The organism is Moorena sp. SIO1G6 (genome assembly GCF_010672795.1).
Classification (GTDB): domain Bacteria; phylum Cyanobacteriota; class Cyanobacteriia; order Cyanobacteriales; family Coleofasciculaceae; genus Moorena; species Moorena producens.
In genome coordinates this window covers 1-3,692 of sequence record NZ_JAAHFZ010000134.1, presented here as the reverse complement: position 1 = coordinate 3,692, position 3,692 = coordinate 1, and the positions used below count along the sequence as shown (strand labels likewise).

General features: G+C 46.6%; 4 protein-coding genes. 2 read left to right on the top strand and 2 right to left on the bottom strand.

Annotated elements, in window-relative coordinates; translation table 11 throughout:
- Nucleotides 1-457: 457 nt before the first annotated feature.
- Nucleotides 458-589 carry a hypothetical protein gene (locus F6K63_RS36415; protein ID WP_267871983.1) on the bottom strand — a complete coding sequence of 44 codons (132 nt, stop codon included), beginning with the start codon at nucleotides 587-589 and terminating at the stop codon, nucleotides 458-460.
- Between the two features lie 290 nt (nucleotides 590-879).
- Here F6K63_RS36415 and F6K63_RS36410 point away from each other — a divergent pair, with 290 nt between their 5' ends.
- Both F6K63_RS36410 and F6K63_RS36405 read left to right on the top strand, forming a co-directional pair.
- Nucleotides 880-2,523 carry an SLBB domain-containing protein gene (locus tag F6K63_RS36410; RefSeq protein ID WP_083374227.1) on the top strand — a complete coding sequence of 548 codons (1,644 nt, stop codon included), beginning with the start codon at nucleotides 880-882 and terminating at the stop codon, nucleotides 2,521-2,523.
- Between the two features lie 338 nt (nucleotides 2,524-2,861).
- On the top strand, nucleotides 2,862-3,062 hold the full coding sequence (locus tag F6K63_RS36405; protein WP_287314950.1) for a type II toxin-antitoxin system HicB family antitoxin: 201 nt from the start codon (nucleotides 2,862-2,864) through the stop codon (nucleotides 3,060-3,062).
- 52 nt (nucleotides 3,063-3,114) lie between these two features.
- Here the strand turns inward: F6K63_RS36405 and F6K63_RS36400 are convergent, their stop codons facing one another.
- Entirely contained in the window at nucleotides 3,115-3,507 is a 393-nt protein-coding gene (locus F6K63_RS36400) for an SCO5389 family protein (RefSeq protein WP_287314949.1), read from the bottom strand.
- Nucleotides 3,508-3,692 lie beyond the last annotated feature (185 nt).

Here is a 3,692-nt window from a genome sequence, read left to right as displayed (position 1 = left end):
TGCTCCCTGCTCCCTGCTCCCTGCTCCCTGCTCCCTGCTCCCTGCTCCCTGCTCCCTGCTCCCTGCTCCCTGCTCCCTGCTCCCTGCTCCCTGCTCCCTGCTCCCTGCTCCCTGCTCCCTGCTCCCTAAAACCAAAAAAATTGTACCTTACTAGATTAAAAACCGCTATAACGGATATTTAACAATGTCGCTCTACCAGGCTAATCTATGTCTTCACCAATTGTCAGTTGTCAATTGTTATTATTGACGCAACCACAATCAGAGACGTCATAGTAGTGAGTGCGCTTTACCTATAGGTTGCCTATCAAGAGATGAAACACTAGACCAGATCAAGCTCACCAATAACCGTAAGCATATGCGCTACGCGCACGCTGCTTGAGGTGCCGTCAGCGGTCAGCCGTCAGCTTTTAGCTCACGCTACGGGAACAGCTTTCCATAACTCAGATTAAACTAATGCTTACCTGTTGTCTTGATGCAATAGCGAGTGGGGGAAACCACGGCAGTCGCTCATGGGGGAGACCCCCTTTGGCCGCGCTGCCTCCCCAAGACCGTAATGGTGCGTTTTCCGTAGGCGAATTAAATTCGCCACGGGTCGCACCTCTGCATCGCTTATTCAAAAGCTGTTCCCTTTGCTTACCCTATGCCCATAAGCACCTCAAGTAGCCTGTCCATAGCCCATAAGCTGATAACTGATAGCTGATACGCGACACGCTGATAGCTGAATGCTTACAAATAACCAATTACACATGACAGGCCAAGGGAAGCGTCAATGAACCCTAAACAACCCTAAACAGATTGGTGAGGTGGCTTGAGTCACAACATATTCCGGATTTTCTGAACAATTTAGTGTGTCTTTATCTAGCAAGAGTCAATATGTTTATGAACAATACAGTTAACCCAGGAAAAAAAAGACCCCTTGATATATTAAGCGAAATTGCTAAGAATCACAGTAGTCTACAACCACGATTGACTAGACCAGTGGTGGGTGTAAGCTTACTGGTGGTTTCCGCTATTACCCTACCTAAACCTAGCCTAGCTCAAATCCCTTCAATCAAGGTACCAGCTCCACCATCCCCGATCGAGGTACCAGCTTCAACATCCCCGATCGAGGTACCAGCTCCACCATCCATTGCTGACTTCATTAAGGTGAATCAGAGTAACACGGTATCAGCAGCCACACCCCCTGTGCGTAACTCTTTACCACCAGACAGAGCTTATACCCTTGATGCTGGAGATGTTCTTAATCTGAATATCTTTGATGTTGATGAATACAGTGGTCAGTATCAAGTACTGGTGAACGGTTCCCTTAACTTACCCTTGATTGGTAGTGTATTTGTAAGGGGAAAAACTCTCGATCAAGCTAGCGAACTCGTCACCAGTGCCTTTTCAGTTTACATCAAACGCCCAGTAGTTTCCTTGAGTCTGGTGAAACCCCGTCCTTTAAAAATTTCCGTGGCTGGGGAAGTGAGTCGCCCTGGAGCCTATACCATGGGTCTGAATGAAGGACAGCAATTTCCCTCCCTGACTCAAGCGATTAATTTGGCTGGGGGGGCTACCCTAACAGCAGACGTTAAGCAAGTAGAACTTCGGCGTCGTGAAGGCTCTGGGCAGCGCAATACTTATTATATCAATCTCCAGCAATTGATTAACAGAAGTGATATCAGGCAGGATGTTACCTTGCGGGATGGGGATGAAATCTTGCTCCGAACTACTACTGCTATCAACCCAGAGGAAACCCGTCTATTGTCCAATGCCAGTTTTGCAGCTAATGCCAGCCGTCCGATTCAAGTGGCTGTGGTCGGGGAAGTGATTAACCCAGGAGCTTATGTGGTCAAGGGAGAAACTCTGGGTAATAACAACATTAACATCGGTAGTGCTGATATCCGTAGCACCAATGCACCACCAACTGTAACCCAAGCGATCGCGATCGCTGGAGGCATTACCCAAGACGCTAACGTTCGCCAAGTTAAAGTGCGACGTTTGACCCAAGGGGGTACACAACAAGAAATTGCCTTGGATTTTTGGCAATTGTTGCGACAGGGTGACCTCTCTCAGGATATCCTCTTAAAGGAGGGAGATACAATTCTTGTTACCAAAGCTGACGAAATTGCTCCAGAGGTAGCATTGGCATTAGCAGATTCCAACCTTTCTGCTGCTGCCATCCCGGTCAATGTGGTTGGTCAAGTTCAACGACCTGGTAATGTGGAAGTCAAGCCCAATTCTCCTCTGAATGAAGCCTTGCTTGCCGCTGGGGGATTTGATGACGTTCGTGCTGAAAAGGGTTCTGTCGAATTAGTTCGCCTGAATCGCAATGGCACAGTTGAAAAAAGAGAAATTGAAATCGATTTTACTGCTCCAGTTAACGAGGAAACTAATCCCACCTTGCAGCCTAATGATGTGATTATTGTTAAACGGGATGGTGTCGCAAAAACTGCGGACAACGTCGAAAGGATTTCCAGACCTGCTAGCGGTATTTTCAACCTAATTGAATTACCGATTAGATTATTTAACCTTCTATTCTAGTTTAGCTGTCAGCGATCAGTATTAAGCATTCAGCTTATTTGCTGATCGCTGATGCTTTGTAAGCATATGCGCTACAGATGGTGCTACTTGAGGTGCGGTCAGCGGTCAGCGGTCAGGGTTCAGCTATCAGCTATCATGCTTAAAATAAACCTATGCAGGCCTATGGCCACGCTACGAGAACGGGAGATTTTAATAGTTCGAGATTAATGAGAATTGAAAGTCTGGGCAAAAGCCCTTGGCCTGTGGCCAAAGCTTAGCTCTTTTATTCAAAAGCTGACAGCTGACCGCTGAGGGCTGAATGCTGACCAATTTTAATACTGAGTTTACAGATAAGTCTGATGAAATGGAGAGTGATTCTTGAGCCTGATCTAGATAACGGAGACTGGGCAGCTTGGTGCCCCGAACTTCCTGGTTGTACTTCCTGTGGTGAAACTAAAGTAGAAGCACTAGAAAATATGCGTGAGGCTATTGAGCTCTACCTTGAACCTGCCCCCCTTGAGCTGGCTGAAGGTTCTGTCACTTGTGAGGTTACTATCTAATGATATCTATTTTCACGCCTAGGCTCTAATAGCTAGAGCCTCTGGCTAAGTTTTAACAATGGATCAGTTCTGGTGTCTGGTTCAGAATTTGACTGCGAATAGAAATAAAGTCCTGATAAGCGGGTGATTCTAAGGCTTCTGGACGAAATATAGCGGTTTTGTGACAGTTTTGAAATGCTAACTTGATCCCAAAATAACGTTCGACTGCACCACGAATCGCATCCCCACCTATCATCCGCAGTAGCTGAGCTCGATCTTGCTCAGTTGGTGGTGGTACCGAATGCTCTACCCATTCCGCTTCACCCTGTGCCAAGCGCTTGGCCAGGTCTTCCACAATTCCAAAGGCATAAGGTAACGATTGCCTGATGCTGTCAATAAAAGCTTCTTGATTAACCTCGCCCTCCTGTGCCTGCTTCAACAGCTCTGGAGTAATGTTCAGTGACATAGGCTTTTCCTTGATATCCCTAATGAAGAAAATAGTTATCAGAGGTTCACACTTAGTTGGGATACTCTTAAACCGTAATTAATCGGGATAATCCCGGATAAGACGGTCAAGGTGCATTTTATTGTGGTCTAAGTGAGGGGTGGTCATCGGCAATTGGAGTTAAGCCTGCCACCCATCTATTTAGA